The sequence below is a fragment of the Mesorhizobium sp. WSM4887 genome (assembly GCF_029625865.1).
Taxonomy (GTDB): domain Bacteria; phylum Pseudomonadota; class Alphaproteobacteria; order Rhizobiales; family Rhizobiaceae; genus Mesorhizobium.
In genome coordinates this window covers 33,465-52,021 of sequence record NZ_JARTVP010000010.1, presented here as the reverse complement: position 1 = coordinate 52,021, position 18,557 = coordinate 33,465, and the positions used below count along the sequence as shown (strand labels likewise).

Here is an 18,557-nt window from a genome sequence, read left to right as displayed (position 1 = left end):
CTGCTGTGAATGGTGAATGGTGGAATGGCGAACGGCGCGGTCAAAGTCCCGTGCAGCCTCACCATTCACTATTCACCATTGACCATTCACCCTTAGAAAATCTGACAGAGGATCTCGCCGCCGACATTCTGCTCGCGCGCTTCGTGATCGGCCATGACGCCCTTCGGCGTCGAAAGGATGGCGATGCCGAGGCCGTTGGCGACATGCGGGATCGACTTGGCCGAGACATAGACGCGGCGGCCGGGCTTCGAGACGCGCTCGATTTCGCGCACGACCGGAGCGCCGTCGAAATACTTCAGCTCGATCTCGATTTCCGACTTGCCGTTCTCGAAGTCGGTCTGGCTGTAGTCGCGGATATAGCCTTCCGACTTCAGCACTTCGAGGACGCGGGCGCGCAGACGCGAGGCCGGAGTCGAGACGGTCGACTTCTTGCGGCCATAGGCGTTGCGGATGCGGGTCAGCATATCGCCGAGAGGATCGCTCAATGACATCTCAGTGTCTCCTTACCAGCTCGACTTGACCAGGCCCGGGATCTGGCCGTTGTTGCCCAGATCGCGAAGCGCGATACGCGAAAGCTTGAGCTTGCGATAGTAGGCGCGAGGACGCCCCGTCACTTCGCAGCGGTTGCGGATGCGGATCTTGGCCGAGTTGCGCGGCAGCGCCGAAAGCTTCAACTGGGCGCGGAAACGCTCTTCCATCGGCTTGGACTGGTCCATGACGATGTCCTTGAGCGCCTTGCGCTTGGCGGCGTACTGACCGGCAAGCTTGCGGCGCCGGTTGTTCTTCTCGACTGAGCTGGTCTTTGCCATTTCAGATTTTTCCTTTTTCGCTGCCGTTACTGGCGGAAGGGGAAGTTGAAGGCCTTGAGCAGCGCCCTGGCCTCGTCATCCGTCTTCGCCGTCGTACAAACGATGACGTCCATGCCCCAGACCTGATCAACCTTGTCGTAGTTGATCTCCGGGAACACGATGTGCTCCTTGATGCCCATGGCGTAGTTGCCACGGCCGTCAAAGCTCTTCGGGTTCAGTCCGCGAAAGTCGCGAACGCGCGGCAGCGCGATGTTCACGAGGCGGTCGAGGAACTCGTACATGCGTTCCTTGCGCAGCGTGACCTTGGCGCCGATCGGCATGTTCTCGCGCACCTTGAAGCCCGCGATCGAATTGCGGGCGCGGGTGACGACAGCCTTCTGGCCGGCGATCAGCGCGAGGTCCTCGGCCGCGACCGAGGGCTTCTTGGAATCGCCGGTCGCTTCGCCGACACCCATGTTCAGCACGATCTTGTCGATGCGCGGAACCTGCATCTCGTTGTCATAGCCGAACTGCTCCTGCAGCGCCTTGCGGATGGTCTCCTGATAGACCTTCTTGAGGCGCGGCTCGTTCTTGGCAGCTGCCTGCTTGGTTTCAGCTTTAGCCATTGATGACTTCTCCCGAACGCTTGGCGACGCGCACCTTCTTGCCGTCCTTCTGGATGGCGAAGCCGACGCGGGTCGGCTTGCCGTCCTTGGGGTCGGCCAGCGCGATGTTCGACAGGTGGATCGGCGCTTCCTTGGTGATGATCCCGCCCTCTTGGGACTGGGTCTGCTTCTGGTGACGGCGAATGAGGTTCACGCCGCGGACCAGCGCGGTGTCTTCCTTCGGCTGCACCGACAGGACTTCGCCCGAACGGCCCTTGTCCTTGCCGGCAAGCACGACGACCTTGTCGCCTTTTCTGATCTTTTGCATGGGTCCGGCTCCTTACAGCACTTCAGGCGCGAGCGAGATGATCTTCATGTGGTTCTTGGCGCGAAGCTCGCGCGGAACCGGCCCGAAGATACGTGTGCCGATCGGCTCTTTCTTGTTGTCGACGAGAACGGCCGCGTTCTTGTCGAAACGGATCACGCTGCCGTCCGGACGGCGGATGTCCTTGGCCGTGCGAACCACGACCGCCTTCATCACGTCGCCCTTCTTAACGCGGCCGCGCGGGATGGCTTCCTTGATCGACACCACGATGATGTCGCCGACGGAGGCATACTTCCGCTTCGAACCGCCCAGCACCTTGATGCACATGACACGACGGGCGCCGGAATTATCCGCGACGTCGAGGTTTGTTTGCATCTGAATCATGACTGGCCGCCTTCTTCTTTTCTAACGGGACGGGCTTTCACCCCTCCCCGGTCTGTCCAAAATTCGTTTCGTTCGCCCGGATCAAGCCTGATCCGCGGTGATGACGACCCAGCGTTTGTCCTTGGAGATCGGCTTCGATTCCTGGATGAACACCTGGTCGCCGACCTTGTGGGCGTTGTTCTCGTCATGCGCCTTGTACTTCTTGGTCAGGCGCACGGTCTTCTTCATCACGGGATGCGTGAAGCGCCGCTCGACCTTGACGACGACCGTCTTCTCGTTCTTGTCGCTGACCACGGTGCCCTGCAGGATGCGCTTTGGCATGGTTCTCGTCCTTAAGCCTTCTTGGCCGCGGCTTCTTCCGCGGCGATGGTCTTGATGCGCGCGATGTCCCTGCGGACCTGCTTCACGCGTGCGGTCTTCTCGAGCTGGCCGGTGGCCTTCTGGAAGCGCAGGTTGAACTGCTCCTTCTTGAGGGCGGCCAGGTCGTCGGCCAGCTGATCCTGGGTCTTGGTCCGGATATCTTCGGCTTTCATGATCGCCTGTCCTTATTCTGCGATGCGCTGCACGAAGCGCGTCTTGACCGAGAGCTTGGCGGCGCCGAGACGCAGCGCCTCACGCGCGGTTTCTTCGCTGACGCCGTCGATCTCGAACATGATGCGGCCAGGCTTGACGCGCGCCGCCCAGTAGTCGACGGCGCCCTTGCCCTTACCCATGCGCACTTCGGTCGGCTTCGAGGTGACCGGCAGATCCGGGAACACCCGGATCCAGACGCGGCCGGCGCGCTTCATCTCGCGGGTGATCGCGCGGCGGGCCGCCTCGATCTCGCGCGCGGTGACGCGGTTCGGCTCAAGCGCCTTCAGCCCGAAACCGCCGAAATCCAGATTGGTGCCGCCCTTGGCGGTACCGTGGATACGGCCCTTGAACTGCTTGCGGAACTTTGTGCGCTTTGGCTGCAGCATCGTTCTAACTCCAAATTCTCAAATTTCTCAGGCGTTCTCGCGACGGCGACCGCGCTCACGCTCGCCGGTCTGACCGCCGTGATCGCCTTCCGTGGCGCGACGCTCCGACGCCATCGGGTCGTGCTCGAGGATCTCGCCCTTGAACACCCACACCTTGACGCCGCAGATGCCATACGCCGTGTTCGCCTCGGCCGTGCCGTAGTCGACATCGGCGCGCAGCGTATGCAGCGGCACGCGGCCTTCGCGGTACCACTCCATGCGCGCGATTTCGGCGCCGCCGAGACGGCCGGAGCAGTTGATGCGGATGCCTTCGGCACCAAGACGCATGGCCGACTGAACGGCGCGCTTCATGGCGCGACGGAACGCGATGCGGCGCTCGAGCTGCTGGGCGATCGACTGGGCGATCAGCGTGGCGTCGATTTCCGGCTTGCGCACTTCAACGATGTTGAGGTGCGTCTCGGACTTCGTCATCTCCATCAGCTTCCTGCGGAGCTTCTCGATGTCGGCGCCCTTCTTGCCGATGATCAGGCCCGGACGCGCGGCATGGATGGTGACGCGGCACTTCTTGTGCGGACGCTCGATCACGACCTTGGAGATCGCGGCCTGCTTGAGTTCCTTCTCAAGATACTTACGGATCTTGATGTCTTCATGCAGCAGCTGACCGTATTCGCCGGTGTTCGCGAACCAGCGCGAATCCCAGGTGCGGTTGATGCCGAGACGCAGCCCGATCGGATTGACTTTCTGGCCCATTATGCGGCCTCCCCTTTTTCCTCGACTTCACGAACGACGATCGTGAGGTGCGAGAACGGCTTTTCGATACGGCTGGCGCGACCACGGCCACGCGCGTGGAAACGCTTCATGACGATCGACTTGCCGACATAGGCTTCCGATACGATCAGTGCGTCGACATCGAGGTCGTGGTTGTTTTCCGCGTTGGCGATCGCCGACTCCAGGGTCTTCTTGACCGTGCCGGAAATCCGCTTGGCCGAGAATTCGAGGTCGGAAAGCGCTGTCGCGACCTTCTTGCCGCGGATCAGCGCGGCAACCAGGTTCAGCTTCTGCGGGCTGATACGGATGGTGCGCAGAACGGCGCGCGCCTCGTTGTCAGCAAGCCTGCGCGGAGCTTTGGCCTTGCCCATGATTATTTCCTCTTCGCCTTCTTATCCGCGCCATGACCGTAGTAGGTCCGGGTCGGAGCGAATTCACCGAACTTGTGGCCGACCATGTCCTCGTTCACGGAGACGGGAACGTGCTTCTGGCCGTTGTAGACACCGAAGGTGAAGCCGACGAACTGCGGCAGGATGGTGGAGCGACGGCTCCACATCTTGATCACCTCATTGCGACCGCCTTCACGAACCTTGTCCACCTTCTTGAGAAGGTAGCCGTCGATGAAGGGGCCTTTCCAAATCGAACGAGTCACTTGGCGTTACCTCTTCTTAGCTCTTGCGCTGATGGCGCGAGCGCACGATGAACTTGTCGGTCGCCTTGTTGGACCGCGTCTTCTTGCCCTTGGTCGGCTTGCCCCAGGGCGAAACCGGGTGACGGCCACCCGAGGTGCGGCCTTCGCCACCACCGTGCGGATGATCGACCGGGTTCATGGCCACGCCGCGATTGTGCGGGCGCTTGCCACGCCACACCGTGCGGCCGGCCTTGCCGTCGTTGATGTTGCCGTGATCGGGGTTCGACACGGCGCCGACGGTGGCCATGCACGAGCCGTGCACGACGCGCTGCTCGCCCGAGTTGAGGCGCAGGATCGCCATGCCCTGGTCGCGGCCGACGAGCTGGGCGTAGCCGCCGGCCGAACGGGCGACCTGGCCGCCCTTGCCCGGCTTCAGCTCAATATTGTGGACGATCGTGCCGACCGGCATCGAGGCCAGCGGCATCGCGTTGCCCGGCTTCACGTCGACCGCTTCGCCGGCCACGATCTTGTCGCCGGCAGCCAGACGCTGCGGCGCCAGGATGTAGGACAGCTCGCCGTCGTCATACTTGATCAGCGCGATGAAGGCGGTGCGGTTCGGATCGTATTCGATGCGCTCGACCGTGCCGACGACGTCGTACTTCTTACGCTTGAAGTCGATGATGCGGTACGAACGCTTGTGACCGCCGCCGATGAAGCGGGCCGTGATGCGGCCGTAATTATTGCGGCCGCCCGACTTGGTCAGGCCTTCGGTCAGGCCCTTGACGGGCTTGCCCTTGTAGAGGCCCGAGCGGTCGACGATGACCAGCTGACGGGTGCTCGGCGTTACCGGGTTGAATTTCTTGAGTGCCATTGTCCTGTCCTCGCGGCCTTGCTCAGAGACCCGTCGCGACGTCGATCGACTGGCCGTCGGCCAGCGTCACAACCGCCTTCTTGACGTCGCCCTGGCGGCCAACCGTGCCGCGGAAGCGCTTGATCTTGCCCTTGCGGACGAGCGTGTTCACGGCCGTAACCTTGACGCCGAAGAGAGCTTCCACGGCAGCCTTGATTTCCGGCTTCGACGCCTTCTTGGCGACATTGAAGACGACCTGGTTCTGCTCGGAAGCCATGGTCGACTTTTCGGTGATCGCCGGCGAGACGATCACGTCGTAGTGACGGAGGTCGGTCATTTGAAGCGCTCCTCGAGAGCCTCGACGGCGGCCTTCGAAAGGACCAGCGTGCCGCGGCGCAGAATGTCGTAGACGTTGATGCCCTGGATCGGCAGCACGTCGATGTTGGGAATATTGGTCGCCGCCAGCTTGAAGTTCTGGTCAAGCTCGGCGCCGCCAATCACCAGGGCATTGGTGAGCCCGAGCGTCTCGAGGCTCGCCACCAGCGCCTTGGTCTTGGCTTCGGCGAGCTTCAGCTCGTCAACGATGATCAGCGAAGCGCTCTTGGCCTTGGCCGAGAGAGCGTGCTTCAAGCCCAGCGCGCGCACCTTCTTCGGCAGCTCGTGCTCATGGCTGCGCACGACCGGGCCGTGCGCCTTGCCACCGCCGCGGAACTGCGGAGCGCGAGCCGAATGGTGACGGGCGCGGCCCGTACCCTTCTGCTTGTACATCTTGGCGCCGGTGCGCGCGATCTCGGCGCGGCCCTTGGCCTTGTGCGTGCCCTGCTGCTTCTTGGCCAGCTGCCAGCGCACCACGCGCTGCAGGATGTCCTCACGCGGGTCAAGGCCGAAGATCTCCTCGGAGAGCTTTACCTTGCCAGCGTCCTTGCCGCCGAGGGTTGTGATCTTGAGGTCCATTATTCCGCTCCCTCATTGGCCGGGGCATCGTTCTTGGCGGCAGCGGCACGGATCGCGGCTGGCTTCGGCGCGTTGGCCGGCAGCGCAACCTTGGCCGCGTCACGGACCAGGATCCAGGCGCCCTTCACTCCCGGGACGGCGCCGCGGATCAGGATCAGGCCGCGGTCGGCATCGGTCGAGACGACCTCGACATTCTGGGTGGTGACGCGGACGTCGCCCATGTGGCCGGCCATCTTCTTGCCCTTGAACACCTTGCCGGGGTCCTGGCGCTGACCGGTCGAGCCGTGCGTGCGGTGCGAGACCGAGTTACCGTGCGTGGCGCGGCCGCCACCCATGTTGTGCCGCTTGATCACGCCCTGGAAACCCTTGCCGGTCGAGGTGCCCGTCACGTCGACCTTCTGGCCGGCGACGAAGTGCTCGACGGTGAGCTCGGCGCCGACGTCGATCATGTTGTCGGCGGAGACGCGGAACTCGGCGAGCTTCGCCTTTGGCTCGACGGAGGCGGCAGCGAAATGGCCGCGCATCGCCTTCGACGTGTTCTTCACCTTGGCAAGGCCAACGCCGAGCTGGACGGCGGTGTAGCCGTTCTTCTCCTGCGTGCGCTGCGCCACGACCTGGCAGTTCTCCATCTGGAGAACGGTGACGGGAACGTGTTCCCCGGCATCGTTATAGATGCGGGTCATTCCCACCTTCTTTGCAATCACACCTGAACGCATCGGTTCAATTCCTTTAGAGTTCCCTGTCGGGGCTGACGCCCCTCCACGCCTCTTACTTCCTTCAGAGTTCCGGGTCGCCCCGCCCTCTTGTTCCTTAGAGCTTGATCTCGACGTCGACACCGGCGGCCAGGTCGAGCTTCATCAGAGCATCGACCGTCTGCGGGGTCGGATCGACGATGTCGAGCAGCCGCTTGTGGGTGCGCATCTCGAACTGCTCGCGGCTCTTCTTGTCGACGTGAGGCGACCGGTTGACCGTGAACTTTTCGATCCGCGTCGGCAGCGGAATGGGGCCGCGGACGTTGGCGCCGGTGCGCTTGGCGGTCGACACGATTTCGCGCGTCGAGGCGTCGAGCACCCGGTGGTCAAACGCCTTAAGGCGGATGCGGATATTCTGTCCGTTCATGCGTCAATTCCTTGTTCTGGCGCGGCGCGGGCAGCCCCGCGCCCGCGACAGATCCGTTTCGTCCAATTATTCTTTGATGGTGACGACGATGCCGGCACCGACGGTGCGGCCGCCTTCACGGATGGCGAAGCGCAGCTTCTCTTCCATCGCGATCGGCACGATCAGCTCGACGTCGACGGTGATGTTGTCGCCGGGCATCACCATCTCGGTGCCGGCCGGCAGCGTCACGATGCCGGTCACGTCGGTGGTGCGGAAGTAGAACTGCGGCCGGTAGTTGGTGAAGAACGGCGTGTGACGGCCGCCCTCGTCCTTGGTCAGGATGTAGGCTTCGGCCACGAACTTCTTGTGCGGCTTCACCGAACCCGGCTTGGCCAGAACCTGGCCGCGCTCGACACCCTCGCGGTCGATGCCGCGCAACAGCGCGCCGATGTTGTCGCCGGCCTGGCCCTGGTCGAGCAGCTTGCGGAACATCTCGACGCCCGTGCAGGTGGTCTTGGCCGTCGGACGGATGCCGACGATCTCCAATTCCTCGCCGACCTTGACCACGCCGCGCTCGACGCGGCCGGTCACGACCGTGCCGCGGCCCGAGATCGAGAACACGTCCTCGATCGGCATCAGGAACGGCTTGTCCAGCGGACGGACCGGCGTCGGGATGTAGGCGTCGACCTGCGCCATCAGCTCGCGGATGGCGTCCTCGCCGATGGTCTTGTTCGAATCTTCCAGCGCGGCCAGAGCCGAACCCTTGACGATCGGAATGTCGTCGCCGGGGAACTCGTTCTTGGTCAGCAGCTCGCGAACCTCGAGCTCGACCAGTTCCAGAAGCTCGGCGTCGTCGACCTGGTCGACCTTGTTCAGGAACACCACGATCGAGGGCACGCCGACCTGGCGGGCCAAAAGGATGTGCTCGCGGGTCTGCGGCATCGGGCCGTCGGCGGCCGAAACCACCAGGATCGCGCCGTCCATCTGCGCGGCGCCGGTGATCATGTTCTTCACATAGTCGGCATGGCCGGGGCAGTCGACATGGGCGTAGTGACGGTTGGCCGTCTCGTACTCGACATGCGCCGTCGAGATGGTGATGCCGCGCGCCTTCTCTTCCGGCGCCGCGTCGATCTGGTCATAGCGCTTGTATTCGCCAAAATACTTCGTGATCGCCGCCGTCAGCGACGTCTTGCCATGATCGACGTGGCCGATCGTGCCAATGTTCACATGCGGCTTGGTGCGCTCGAATTTACCTTTTGCCACTGTATTTCTCCGTCTTTACTCATCCCGCTCGGGGAAATTGATATTCGCTCCAGCCGAACCGGAAACGCGTAAGAGCCGCGGTTCCGGTGGCACAGGCATTCTCACGCGTACTTTTTCTGGACTTCCTGGGCCACCGCCGTAGGGACCGGCTCATAGTGGTCGAACTGCATCGTGTACTGGGCGCGGCCCTGCGACATCGAACGCAGATTGTCGACGTACTTGAACATGTTGGCCAAAGGCACCATCGCGTTGATGACGACTGCCACGCCACGCGCTTCCTGGCCCTGGATTTGGCCGCGACGGCCGTTGAGGTCACCGATAACGCCGCCGACATAGTCTTCCGGCGTCACGACCTCGACCTTCATGATCGGCTCCAGGAGCTGCACACCAAGCCGGGGTGCGGCTTCCTTGAAGCAGGCGCGGGAGGCAATTTCGAAAGCCAGCACCGAGGAGTCGACGTCGTGGAAGGCACCGTCGATCAGCGTCGCCTTGACGCCGATCATCGGGAAGCCGGCAAACGGGCCGGAACCCATGACGCTCTGGATGCCCTTCTCGACGCCGGGGATGTATTCCTTCGGCACCGCACCGCCGACGATCTTGGACTCGAACAAGAACTCTTCGCTCTCGGTGTTCGGCTCGAACACGATCTTGACGCGAGCGAACTGGCCGGTGCCGCCCGTCTGCTTCTTGTGCGTGTAGTCCTGCTCGTGGGTCCGGGTGATCGTCTCGCGATAGGCCACCTGCGGAGCGCCGACATTGGCTTCCACCTTGAACTCGCGGCGCATGCGGTCAACGATGATGTCGAGATGCAGCTCGCCCATGCCGGCGATGATGGTCTGACCGCTTTCCTCGTCGGTCTTGACGCGGAAGGACGGATCCTCGGCCGCCAGGCGATGCAGCGCGAGGCCCATCTTTTCCTGATCGTTCTTGGTCTTCGGCTCGATGGCGATCTGGATCACCGGATCGGGGAATTCCATGCGCTCGAGGATGACCGGATGCAGCGGATCGCAGAGCGTGTCGCCGGTCGTCGTGTCCTTGAGGCCGGCCAGCGCGACGATGTCGCCGGCATAGGCTTCCTCGATATCGGCGCGCGAATTCGCATGCATCTGCAGCATGCGGCCGATGCGCTCCTTCTTGCCCTTCACGGTGTTGTCGAGCGAGGTGCCCTTGGTGAGCTTGCCCGAATAGATGCGAGCGAAGGTCAGCGAGCCGACGAACGGGTCGTTCATGATCTTGAACGCCAGCATCGACAGCGGCTCGTTGTCGTCGGCATGACGCTCGATCTCGGCGTCGGTCTTGGCGTCGACACCCTTGATGGCCGGCACGTCAATCGGCGACGGCAGGTATTCGACAACGGCGTCCAGCAGCGGCTGCACGCCCTTGTTCTTGAAGGCCGAGCCGCAGAACATCGGGAAGAACTTGACCGCGATGGTGCCCTTGCGGATCAGCGCACGGATCTCGTCGTTCGACGGCATGTTGCCTTCGAGGTAATTCTCGAGCGCAGTCTCGTCCATCTCGACGGCGGCCTCGATCATCTTCTCGCGATACTGAGCGGCCTTGTCCTTGAGGTCGGCCGGGATCTCGACGACGTCCCAGGCAGCGCCCAGCGTCTCGTCGCGCCAGACAAGCGCATTCATTTCGACGAGGTCGACGACGCCCTTGAACTCGGTCTCGGCGCCGATCGGCAGCTGCATGACGACGGCCTGCGCGCCGAGGCGCGAGCCGATCATTTCCACCGAGCGGTAGAAGTCGGCGCCGATCTTGTCCATCTTGTTGCAGAAGATCATGCGCGGCACGTGGTACTTGTCGGCCTGGCGCCACACGGTCTCAGTCTGCGGCTCGACGCCTGCGTTGGCATCGAGCAGCGCGATGGCGCCGTCGAGCACGCGCAGCGAGCGCTCGACCTCGATGGTGAAGTCGACGTGTCCGGGAGTGTCGATGATGTTGAAGCGGCGCATCTTGCCGTCGCGACCCTTCCAGAAGGTCGTGGTCGCGGCCGAGGTGATGGTGATGCCGCGTTCCTGCTCCTGCTCCATCCAGTCCATGGTGGCAGCGCCGTCATGGACTTCGCCGATCTTGTGCGACTTGCCCGTGTAGTACAGGACGCGCTCGGTCGTCGTCGTCTTGCCGGCGTCGATATGCGCCATGATACCGAAATTGCGGTAGTCTTCGATTTTGTATTCGCGGGCCATGGGAGGTGCCTCTCAGTCTCGTTCGCGCTTTACCAGCGGTAGTGCGCGAAGGCGCGGTTGGCTTCCGCCATCTTGTGGGTGTCTTCACGCTTCTTGACGGCCGTGCCGCGGTTGTTGGCCGCGTCCATCAGCTCGCCCGAGAGGCGGTCGACCATCGTGGTCTCGTTGCGGTTGCGTGCGGCGGCGATCAGCCAGCGGATGGCGAGCGCCTGGCGGCGCTCGGGGCGCACGTCCACCGGAACCTGGTAGGTGGCGCCGCCGACGCGACGCGAACGCACTTCCACATGCGGCGCGACATTGTCGAGCGCCTGGTGGAAGACAGCGACCGGCTCCTGCTTGGTCTTGGCCTGGACCTGGTCCAGCGCGCCGTAGACGATGGTCTCGGCAACCGACTTCTTGCCGTCATACATGACGGCGTTCATGAACTTGGTGACGACCAGATCGCCGAACTTGGGGTCCGGATTGATCTCACGCTTTTCTGCACTGTGACGACGGGACATGGCTCTTGTCTCTCAATCTCGTGGCACGGCGCAGTCAAAAAAAGCGCCGAAGCCGGAAACCCTTACTTCGGACGCTTGGCACCGTATTTCGAACGGCGCTGCTTGCGGTTCTTCACACCCTGGGTGTCGAGCACGCCGCGGATGATGTGATAGCGGACGCCCGGCAGATCCTTGACGCGGCCGCCACGGATCATGACCACCGAGTGCTCCTGAAGGTTATGGCCTTCGCCCGGGATGTAGCCGATCACTTCGAAACCATTGGTCAGACGGATCTTGGCCACCTTGCGCAGCGCCGAGTTCGGCTTCTTCGGCGTCGTGGTGTAGACGCGCGTGCAGACGCCCCGCTTCTGCGGGTTCTGCTGCATGGCCGGGACCTTGTTGCGCTTCACCGGCGCCAGGCGCGGCTTGCGGATCAGCTGGTTGACGGTAGGCATTAAACCCTCTTGTCTCTCAATTCCGTGTCTTGCCCTGTCAGGGCCGCTCAAAGCGTCATGTCCATACGCGAATTCGGGCAACACACCGCGCCTCGCGGTCCTGCCCGAACAAATTGCAGAGGAAGCGGAAGCCGCTTCATGCGCGCCGGAGATGTCTTTTCGCTCGTAAAACGAACCCTGTTTGAGGCAAACTCCAAGGCGCGTCGCCTCGGAAAAGCAAGTCTCACATCGGTTCTGACGTGGCGGCTTCTACTCGCAAGCCCCCTATCCGTCAACCCCGGAACGGCAAATATTGCGCCCGATCCGGAGCTTGGCAGCCATGCGGAAAACGCATGTAATTTTCTTGCGTCTTTTTTCAAGAGCGAGGAAGAAAGTGACCCGCTTTCGCCTGTCATCTCGGCCGGCTTCGTGCAAATAAGGCGGCATGAATGGCAAGACTCCACGCTTCCGGAGGAATCAGCCCGTGAACGACAACGAGGAGCGCCCGGTCACCATCATCACCGGCCGGGTGTGGCGGCGAAAAGGCGGCAAGCCGGAAGGCGTGCATGTGATGCTGGTCGCGCCCGACGATGATTCTGCCGTCCGCCGCGCGCTCGAATCGCTCGCCGCCGAAGGATTCGCCGAAGCCGAGCTCGACCAGATCGGCGACATGGAAGGCACCCCCGACGAAGAGCCGCATCTGTCCGCCTATCAGGGCGCGCTGGAGGGCGAAGTCTCGATCGTTACCTTCGACGAGCCGAGCTGATCCCGGACGGGAATCGCGAGATCACGATTTCGTCCAGGCTTGCCGGGCACCGTTGTCCTGCCTAAGAACACCTACTTCTTCCATCCCTCGGAGTCCCAATGACCAGCAACCCCATCAGGATCGGTATCGTCGGCGTGGGAAAGATCGTCCGCGACCAGCATCTTCCGGCACTGGCCAAGGACAGCAGTTATCGGCTTGCGGCCGCCGCCAGCCGCCACGGCAAGGTGGACGGCATCCCGAACTATCCGACGATCGAGGCGATGCTTAAGGCCGAGCCGGGCCTGGAAGCCGTCTCGCTCTGCATGCCGCCGCAGTTCCGCTATGACGCCGCGCGTACCGGGCTCGAGGCCGGAAAGCACGTCTTCATGGAGAAGCCGCCGGGCGCCACCGTCAGCGAGGTCGAGCACCTGAAGGCGATTGCCGCGAAGAAAGGCGTTTCGCTTTTCGCCAGCTGGCATTCGCGCTACGCGCCGGCGGTCGAGGCCGCGCGCGCCTTCCTGGCTTCGGCCAGAATCGACTCGGCGGCGATCAACTGGAAGGAAGACGTGCGCCGCTGGCACCCGAACCAGGAATGGATCTGGGCGCCGGGCGGTTTCGGCGTGTTCGATCCCGGCATCAACGCGCTATCGATCGCCACCCACATCCTGCCGCCGATGTTCATCACCTCGGCCGTGCTCGACTTCCCCGAGAACCGCGCCTCGCCGGTCGCGGCGCATGTCACCTTCCGCACCTCGAACGGGCTCCCGGTGACAATGGAGCTCGACTGGCTGCAGACCGGTCCGCAGAGCTGGGACATCCTGGCCGAGACCGACAAGGGCAAGATGGTGCTTTCGGGCGGCGGCGCAAAGCTCGCCGTCGACGGCAAGATCATCCATGACGAGCCGGAAGCCGAATATCCGATGCTCTACAAGCGTTTCGCCGAGATTGTCCGCGCCGGCATCTCCGACGTCGACCTGGCCCCGCTCCAGCACGTCGCCGACGCCTTCATGCTCGGCAAGCGCAATGTGGTCGAGCCTTTCTTCGATTAACAGCAAGCCCCGTGCAGCGCCGGCGTCAGTCCACGATCGCTATCGCAAAGCCGTCATAGCCCTTGGCGCCGACGGTCTGGATGGCGGTGCCGTCCAGCCGCTTCTCCTGCCCGATGAATGAGAGCGCCGCGCGGGCGCCGACGACGTTTTCGTCGCGGCCGTCGTCCTTCAGCACGGCGCCGTCGCGGATGACGTTGTCGCAGACTATCACCGTTCCGGAGCGCGACAGCCGCATGGCCCAGCTGAGATAATTCGGGTTGTTCGGCTTGTCGGCGTCGATGAAGATCAGGTCGAACGGACCGGCATTTTCGCTGACCAAGGCTGCTAGCGATTGAAGAGCTGGCCCGAGCCGCAGATCCACCTTGTCGGAAACCCCTGTCCGCTCGAAGTTCGAGCGCGCGACCTTGGCATGGTGCGGCTCAAGCTCCAGCGTCACTACTCTGCCATCGGCAGGCAGGCCCCTTGCCATCCAGATGGTCGAGTAACCACCGAGCGTGCCGATCTCGAGCACCTTCCTTGCGCCGCGAATTCGCACCAGAAGCGAAAGCAATTTGCCCTGTGCGGCCGAGACGTCGATCGCCGGCAGGCCCTGCTCGCGGTTGGCCGCAAGCACCGCGTCTAGCGCGGGATCCGCATCGAAAAGAGAGGAGACGATGTAGTCGTCGACAGCTGTCCAGGTCCTGGCGCTCATGGTTTTTCCTCGTTCATAACCCGAATGAAAAAGGGGCCACGCGGGCCCCTTTTCTTTCTCTCATTGCATCCGCGCTTACTGCGCGGCGTTGACCATGTTGGTCAGCATCGGCTCGGCGACCTCGACACCGGAGGCCTTGCGGCGCTCGTCGATGATGAGTTCGTCGCGCGAGGTGGCGATGCGCCTTATCTGGCTCATCGTGCCGCCCGTGCCCGCCGGGATGAGGCGGCCGACGATGACATTCTCCTTCAGACCCTGCAGCATGTCGGTCTTACCGGCGACCGCGGCTTCCGTCAGCACCCTGGTCGTCTCCTGGAAGGAGGCGGCCGAGATGAAGGACGGCGTCTGCAGCGAGGCCTTGGTGATGCCGAGCAGCACCGGCTGGCCTTCGGCCGGCTTCTTGCCGTCCTCGATCAGCCGCTCGTTGACCTCTTCCAGCTCGATCACGTCGACGTGGTCGCCCGGAATGTAGGTCGAGTCGCCCTGCGTGGTGATCTCGACCTTCTGCAGCATCTGGCGAACGATCACCTCGATGTGCTTGTCGTTGATCGACACGCCCTGCAGGCGGTAGACCTCCTGGATCTCGTTGACGAGGTAGGACGCAAGCGCCTCCACGCCCTTGATCGCCAGGATGTCGTGCGGCGCCGGGTTGCCGTCGAGGATGTAGTCGCCCTTCTCGATGACGTCGCCGTCCTGCAGATGGAACGGCTTGCCCTTCGGGATCAGGTACTCGACCGGCTCCAGCGTCGAGTCGTGCGGCTCGATGATAATGCGGCGCTTGTTCTTGTAGTCGCGGCCGAAGCGGACCGTGCCATCGATCTCGGCGATGATGGCGTGATCCTTCGGACGGCGAGCCTCGAACAGTTCGGCCACCCGCGGCAGACCGCCGGTGATGTCCTTGGTCTTGGCGCTTTCCATCGGGATACGCGCAAGCACGTCGCCCGGACGGACATGCGCGCCCGGCTCGACCGAGAGAATGGCCTCGACCGAGAGCAGGAAGCGTGCATCGCCGCCCTTCGACAGCTTGCCCACCTTGCCCTTGGCGTCTTGCACGACAATCGCCGGCTTCAGGTCGCTGCCGCGCGGCGTCGAACGCCAGTCGATGACCTCACGCTTGGTGATGCCGGTCGACTCGTCGGCCGTCTCCTGAACGGAGATGCCGTCGACCAGATCCTCGAACGCCACCTTGCCCTCGATTTCGGTGAGGATCGGGCGGGTGTAAGGATCCCACTCGGCGATGCGCTGCCCGCGCTTCACCTTGTCGCCGTCATCCACGAAAATGCGCGAGCCGTAGGCGACGCGGTGCGTGGCGCGTTCCTTGCCGGCCTCGTCGAGGATCAGAACCGCCATGTTGCGGCCCATCACCATCTGCTGACCTTCGGAGTTGCGCACCACGTTGCGATTGCGGATCTCGACCTTGCCCTCATAGGAGGCTTCGAGGAACGAAGAATCCACCACCTGCGCGGTGCCGCCCATGTGGAAGGTGCGCATGGTGAGCTGGGTGCCCGGCTCGCCGATCGACTGCGCCGCGATGACGCCGACGGCCTCGCCCTGGTTGACGGGCGTGCCGCGGGCAAGATCGCGACCGTAGCAGACCGCGCAGACGCCGGTCCTGACCTCGCAGGTCAGCGCCGAGCGGATGCGGACCGACTGGACGCCGGCCTTCTCGATCTGCTCCACGTCACGCTCGTCCATCAGCTTGCCGGCCTTGACCAGCACTTCGCCGGAGACCGGGTGGTTGATGTCGTCGAGCGCCGTGCGGCCGAGCACGCGCTGACCGACCGAGGCGACGATCTGGCCGGCATCGACGATCGGCTGCATGGTAAGGCCCTTGTCGGTGCCGCAATCCAGCGAATTGACGATGCAGTCCTGCGCCACGTCGACCAGACGGCGGGTCAGGTACCCCGAGTTCGCCGTCTTCAAGGCGGTGTCGGCCAGACCCTTGCGGGCGCCGTGGGTCGAGTTGAAGTACTCGAGCACGGTGAGGCCTTCCTTGAAGTTCGAGATGATCGGCGTCTCGATGATCTCGCCCGAAGGCTTGGCCATCAGGCCGCGCATGCCGGCGAGCTGGCGCATCTGGGTGGGCGAGCCGCGCGCACCCGAATGCGACATCATATAGATCGAGTTCATCGGCTTCTGACGGCCGTTTTCCTCGAACTCGACCGCCTTGATGCGGGCCATCATCTCGTCGGCGACCTTCTCCGAGCACTTGGCCCAGGCGTCGACCACCTTGTTGTACTTCTCGCCCTGCGTGATCAGGCCGTCATTGTACTGCTGCTCGTACTCCTTGGCCAAAGCCTCGGTATCGGAGACCAGCTTCAGCTTGGTGTCCGGAATCACCATGTCGTCCTTGCCGAACGAAATGCCGGCGCGGCAGGCATGCGCAAAGCCGAGAGCCATGATGCGGTCGCAGAAGATGACCGTCTCCTTCTGCCCGCAGTGGCGGTAGACGGTGTCGATCATCTTGGAGATGTTCTTCTTGGTCATCTCCTGGTTGGCGATGTCGTACGGTACGTTGACGTTCTTCGGCAGAAGCTCGCCGATGATCATGCGGCCGGGCGTGGTTTCATAGATCTTCGACACCGTCTTGCCTTCGGCATCGACGGTGCGGAAGCGGCCCTTGATCTTGGCGTGCAGGGTCACCGCCTTGGTCTCCAGCGCATGCTGGAGCTCGCCCATGTCGGCGAACACCATGCCTTCGCCCGGCTCGTTCTGGTTGACGATCGACAGATAGTAGAGACCGAGAACCATGTCCTGCGACGGCACGATGATCGGCGCGCCGGAGGCCGGGTGCAGGATGTTGTTGGTCGACATCATCAGCACGCGCGCTTCGAGCTGCGCTTCCAGGGACAGCGGCACATGGACCGCCATCTGGTCGCCGTCGAAGTCGGCATTGAAGGCCGTGCAGACCAGCGGATGCAGCTGGATCGCCTTGCCTTCGATCAGGATCGGCTCGAACGCCTGGATGCCGAGGCGGTGCAGCGTCGGCGCGCGGTTCAAGAGCACCGGATGCTCGCGGATAACCTCGTCGAGGATATCCCAGACCTCCGGACGCTCCTTCTCGACCAGCTTCTTCGCCTGCTTGACGGTCGAGGAGAAACCCTTGGCGTCGAGGCGGGCGTAGATGAAAGGCTTGAACAGCTCCAGCGCCATCTTCTTCGGCAGGCCGCACTGATGCAGCTTGAGTTCCGGACCGGTCACGATGACCGAGCGGCCGGAATAGTCGACACGCTTGCCGAGCAGGTTCTGGCGGAACCGGCCCTGCTTGCCCTTGAGCATGTCGGACAGCGACTTCAGCGGACGCTTGTTGGCGCCGGTGATGACGCGCCCGCGGCGGCCGTTGTCGAACAGCGCGTCGACGGCCTCCTGCAGCATGCGCTTTTCATTGCGCACGATGATGCCGGGCGCGCGCAGCTCGATCAGCCGCTTCAAGCGATTGTTGCGGTTGATGACGCGGCGATAGAGGTCGTTGAGGTCGGACGTGGCGAAGCGGCCGCCGTCCAGCGGGACCAGCGGGCGAAGGTCCGGCGGGATCACCGGGACGACCTTCATGATCATCCATTCCGGACGGTTGCCGGATTCCATGAAGTTCTCGACGACCTTGAGCCGCTTCAGAAGCTTCTTCTGCTTGAGCTCGGACGAGGTCGAAGCCAGCTCCGAGCGCAGGTCGCCGGCGATCTTCTCCAGATCCATGCCGGCCAACAGGTCATGGATGGCCTCGGCGCCGATCATGGCGGTGAAAGAGTCTTCGCCATACTCGTCGACGGCCAGCATGTACTCTTCCTCGCTGAGCAGTTGGTGCTCCTTCAGCGCGGTGAGGCCAGGCTCGGTGACGATGTAGTTCTCGAAGTAGAGGACGCGCTCGATATCCTTCAGCGTCATGTCGAGCAGCGTGCCGATGCGCGAAGGCAGCGACTTCAGGAACCAGATATGGGCGACGGGCGCGGCGAGCTCGATATGGCCCATGCGCTCGCGGCGGACGCGCGACAGCGTGACTTCGACGCCGCACTTCTCGCAGATGACGCCCTTGTACTTCATGCGCTTGTACTTGCCGCACAGGCACTCGTAGTCCTTGATCGGACCAAAAATGCGCGCGCAGAACAGACCGTCACGCTCCGGCTTGAAGGTGCGGTAGTTGATGGTCTCCGGCTTTTTGATCTCACCGAACGACCAGGACAGAATCTTCTCAGGGCTGGCGAGCGAGATCCGGATGGAATCGAACACCTGCGCAGGCGCCTGAGGGTTGAAGAGATTCATGACCTCTTGGTTCATGCCGTTCTCCTTTTCGGGGTCCTCGAAAACCCCTTGCATCGAGCGCGGGCCGAATGCCCGCAGACTGGCC

General features: G+C 63.2%; 24 protein-coding genes. 2 read left to right on the top strand and 22 right to left on the bottom strand.

Features of this window, described 5'->3' with window-relative positions; translation table 11 throughout:
* Positions 1-92: 92 nt before the first annotated feature.
* The 20 genes from rpsH to rpsL form a co-directional block, all read right to left on the bottom strand.
* Positions 93-491 (bottom strand): 30S ribosomal protein S8, encoded by a 399-nt coding sequence (gene rpsH, locus P9230_RS26195; RefSeq protein ID WP_095800670.1) that lies wholly within the window; start codon positions 489-491, stop codon positions 93-95.
* Between the two features lie 12 nt (positions 492-503).
* Positions 504-809: a 30S ribosomal protein S14 gene (rpsN, locus tag P9230_RS26190; RefSeq protein WP_059188495.1), complete on the bottom strand. Its 306-nt coding sequence runs from the start codon at positions 807-809 to the stop codon at positions 504-506.
* Positions 810-835: 26 nt separating this feature from the next.
* A complete protein-coding gene (gene rplE / locus P9230_RS26185; protein WP_095777622.1) occupies positions 836-1,414 on the bottom strand; it encodes a 50S ribosomal protein L5 in 579 nt (192 codons plus the stop codon).
* Entirely contained in the window at positions 1,407-1,721 is a 315-nt protein-coding gene (rplX, locus tag P9230_RS26180) for a 50S ribosomal protein L24 (RefSeq protein ID WP_059188493.1), read from the bottom strand. Before rplX ends, rplE begins: the two co-directional genes overlap by 8 nt.
* 12 nt (positions 1,722-1,733) lie before the next feature.
* On the bottom strand, positions 1,734-2,102 hold the full coding sequence (gene rplN / locus P9230_RS26175) for a 50S ribosomal protein L14 (protein ID WP_006205457.1): 369 nt from the start codon (positions 2,100-2,102) through the stop codon (positions 1,734-1,736).
* An 81-nt stretch (positions 2,103-2,183) separates the two neighbouring features.
* Complete coding sequence (rpsQ, locus tag P9230_RS26170; protein ID WP_040970380.1) at positions 2,184-2,423, bottom strand: 30S ribosomal protein S17; 240 nt, start codon at positions 2,421-2,423, stop codon at positions 2,184-2,186.
* 11 nt (positions 2,424-2,434) lie between these two features.
* Positions 2,435-2,635 carry a 50S ribosomal protein L29 gene (rpmC, locus tag P9230_RS26165; protein ID WP_278121114.1) on the bottom strand — a complete coding sequence of 67 codons (201 nt, stop codon included), beginning with the start codon at positions 2,633-2,635 and terminating at the stop codon, positions 2,435-2,437.
* A 12-nt stretch (positions 2,636-2,647) separates the two neighbouring features.
* Positions 2,648-3,061 (bottom strand): 50S ribosomal protein L16, encoded by a 414-nt coding sequence (gene rplP, locus P9230_RS26160; protein WP_027170364.1) that lies wholly within the window; start codon positions 3,059-3,061, stop codon positions 2,648-2,650.
* A gap of 27 nt (positions 3,062-3,088) precedes the next feature.
* Complete coding sequence (gene rpsC / locus P9230_RS26155; protein ID WP_066989596.1) at positions 3,089-3,811, bottom strand: 30S ribosomal protein S3; 723 nt, start codon at positions 3,809-3,811, stop codon at positions 3,089-3,091.
* Positions 3,811-4,200 carry a 50S ribosomal protein L22 gene (rplV, locus tag P9230_RS26150; RefSeq protein ID WP_066989594.1) on the bottom strand — a complete coding sequence of 130 codons (390 nt, stop codon included), beginning with the start codon at positions 4,198-4,200 and terminating at the stop codon, positions 3,811-3,813. The genes rpsC and rplV overlap by 1 nt, the downstream gene beginning before the upstream one ends.
* A gap of 2 nt (positions 4,201-4,202) precedes the next feature.
* The gene (rpsS, locus tag P9230_RS26145) at positions 4,203-4,481 is read right to left on the bottom strand and encodes a 30S ribosomal protein S19 (protein ID WP_006205463.1); all 279 of its coding nucleotides are present in this window, start codon (positions 4,479-4,481) and stop codon (positions 4,203-4,205) included.
* Between the two features lie 16 nt (positions 4,482-4,497).
* Entirely contained in the window at positions 4,498-5,331 is an 834-nt protein-coding gene (rplB, locus tag P9230_RS26140; protein WP_040970375.1) for a 50S ribosomal protein L2, read from the bottom strand.
* Positions 5,332-5,353: 22 nt separating this feature from the next.
* A complete protein-coding gene (locus P9230_RS26135; protein WP_040983033.1) occupies positions 5,354-5,647 on the bottom strand; it encodes a 50S ribosomal protein L23 in 294 nt (97 codons plus the stop codon).
* Positions 5,644-6,264 (bottom strand): 50S ribosomal protein L4, encoded by a 621-nt coding sequence (rplD, locus tag P9230_RS26130; RefSeq protein ID WP_066989592.1) that lies wholly within the window; start codon positions 6,262-6,264, stop codon positions 5,644-5,646. The genes P9230_RS26135 and rplD overlap by 4 nt, the downstream gene beginning before the upstream one ends.
* Complete coding sequence (rplC, locus tag P9230_RS26125) at positions 6,264-6,980, bottom strand: 50S ribosomal protein L3 (protein WP_067321479.1); 717 nt, start codon at positions 6,978-6,980, stop codon at positions 6,264-6,266. The genes rplD and rplC overlap by 1 nt, the downstream gene beginning before the upstream one ends.
* A 94-nt stretch (positions 6,981-7,074) precedes the next feature.
* Positions 7,075-7,383: a 30S ribosomal protein S10 gene (gene rpsJ / locus P9230_RS26120; protein ID WP_006205468.1), complete on the bottom strand. Its 309-nt coding sequence runs from the start codon at positions 7,381-7,383 to the stop codon at positions 7,075-7,077.
* Positions 7,384-7,449: 66 nt separating this feature from the next.
* Positions 7,450-8,625 (bottom strand): elongation factor Tu, encoded by a 1,176-nt coding sequence (gene tuf / locus P9230_RS26115; RefSeq protein ID WP_066989565.1) that lies wholly within the window; start codon positions 8,623-8,625, stop codon positions 7,450-7,452.
* A gap of 101 nt (positions 8,626-8,726) precedes the next feature.
* Positions 8,727-10,817: an elongation factor G gene (gene fusA / locus P9230_RS26110; RefSeq protein ID WP_067321482.1), complete on the bottom strand. Its 2,091-nt coding sequence runs from the start codon at positions 10,815-10,817 to the stop codon at positions 8,727-8,729.
* A 29-nt stretch (positions 10,818-10,846) separates the two neighbouring features.
* Entirely contained in the window at positions 10,847-11,317 is a 471-nt protein-coding gene (gene rpsG / locus P9230_RS26105) for a 30S ribosomal protein S7 (protein WP_041003106.1), read from the bottom strand.
* Positions 11,318-11,379: 62 nt separating this feature from the next.
* Positions 11,380-11,751: a 30S ribosomal protein S12 gene (gene rpsL / locus P9230_RS26100; protein ID WP_006202128.1), complete on the bottom strand. Its 372-nt coding sequence runs from the start codon at positions 11,749-11,751 to the stop codon at positions 11,380-11,382.
* A 463-nt stretch (positions 11,752-12,214) separates the two neighbouring features.
* Here rpsL and P9230_RS26095 point away from each other — a divergent pair, with 463 nt between their 5' ends.
* A complete protein-coding gene (locus tag P9230_RS26095; RefSeq protein ID WP_066989908.1) occupies positions 12,215-12,496 on the top strand; it encodes a transcriptional regulator in 282 nt (93 codons plus the stop codon).
* A gap of 98 nt (positions 12,497-12,594) precedes the next feature.
* Positions 12,595-13,524 carry a Gfo/Idh/MocA family oxidoreductase gene (locus P9230_RS26090; RefSeq protein WP_127217324.1) on the top strand — a complete coding sequence of 310 codons (930 nt, stop codon included), beginning with the start codon at positions 12,595-12,597 and terminating at the stop codon, positions 13,522-13,524.
* A 25-nt stretch (positions 13,525-13,549) separates the two neighbouring features.
* Here the strand turns inward: P9230_RS26090 and P9230_RS26085 are convergent, their stop codons facing one another.
* Both P9230_RS26085 and rpoC read right to left on the bottom strand, forming a co-directional pair.
* A complete protein-coding gene (locus P9230_RS26085) occupies positions 13,550-14,215 on the bottom strand; it encodes an O-methyltransferase (protein ID WP_127217323.1) in 666 nt (221 codons plus the stop codon).
* A 75-nt stretch (positions 14,216-14,290) separates the two neighbouring features.
* Positions 14,291-18,487, bottom strand: a complete 4,197-nt coding sequence (gene rpoC, locus P9230_RS26080) for a DNA-directed RNA polymerase subunit beta' (protein WP_066989905.1) — start codon at positions 18,485-18,487, stop codon at positions 14,291-14,293.
* Positions 18,488-18,557: the final 70 nt, after the last annotated feature.